Below are 1,139 nucleotides of genomic sequence, written 5' to 3'. Positions count from 1 at the left end.
TGCTTAAGCAACTCTTTTCTTATTGAACTAACGGGGCAGTTTAGTTCAATAAGCAAGTATATATCGTTAGAGTAATTTTAAACCATTTACAATATTTAATAAAAAAAATCAAACTTGTATAATAAAAGAGGATATTCGTTTAGAGAGTTTATTAGATGTATAGTCATCTAAGTGGACAACATTAAGTTGAATAGTAAAAAAAGGATGGATTATTGACATTGAAGATTATAAAAGACACTGCTATCTTGACCGCATTTATTTTTATTTCAAACTTTGTTATCAGGCTTATCTTTAATCTAGATAATATCATAGAAGAATTTGAGGAAGGAGTTTGGGCAGGATTAGGAACGTATCTATTCTCTATAGTAACGCTGTTTCTTATTATTTTTCTGATACTGTTAGTAGCTAGAAATGTATTTAAGCCAAAAAAATCTAAGAACGAACACGACCGTAAGCGAGGAAACAGCTAAAAATTTTGAGGAATGTAAAGGGTTTGCCTATTCCTTCCACCCAGAACCTTTACAGATTATCATCAAAACAGATTTTGAAAGATCAAAGTGGTGGTGGAATTCCGATGAAAAAGTAAAAGAAATAGAAAAATATGTACAAGAGATAATTAAACTTAAAAGTGAAGAATTATTAATCGAAGAAATACCTTATGAAATCATAATAAGAGATAAAGAGACTAAGGAATTGAATTAAAACGAACACTTGCGATTTGTTGAGTTAAAAGCGTTTTTCTTATTCAACTAACGGGTGCTTTAGTTAAACAAGACCATCATTTCGATGGTCTATTTTTACGTCCAAAACATCAAGTAGATTTCGGCGATCCTGTGTGAAATGTTACACTTAAACTTACGCAGCAGTTTAGTTGAATAAGTAACCTGAGATATAATTGTAGTAAATTGCTTTAAGTTAAGGTAGAGGTAGTATTGTTAGGGAGTGAGCAACAATGAACAAATATGATAAATATGTAAGTAAAGCGAATCGTTACGAAATTTTCGGGTTTAGAAAAAAAGCAATAAAAATAATGGAATTAGCAATAGAAGAGCCATTTTCAAAATTAGAAATGGGAAGTGGATTAATTTATATTGGTTTAATGTATCGTAAATTAAATGATTTAAACAAAGCGAATATAT

2 protein-coding genes are annotated in these 1,139 nt (G+C 29.8%); both read left to right on the top strand.

Annotated elements, in window-relative coordinates; genetic code table 11:
* The first annotated feature begins 411 nt into the window (after positions 1-411).
* Positions 412-702, top strand: coding sequence for a hypothetical protein (locus AC1DSL_RS18475; RefSeq protein ID WP_477533363.1), 291 nt, complete (start codon positions 412-414; stop codon positions 700-702).
* 250 nt (positions 703-952) lie between these two features.
* Positions 953-1,139: hypothetical protein (locus AC1DSL_RS18470; RefSeq protein ID WP_477533362.1), on the top strand; the 187-nt coding region annotated here is incomplete at its 3' end.

The organism is Paenisporosarcina sp. P4_D4, assembly GCF_056401835.1.
Note: the sequence above shows the minus strand (reverse complement) of the source record. Positions and strands in the feature narration are given on the sequence as shown.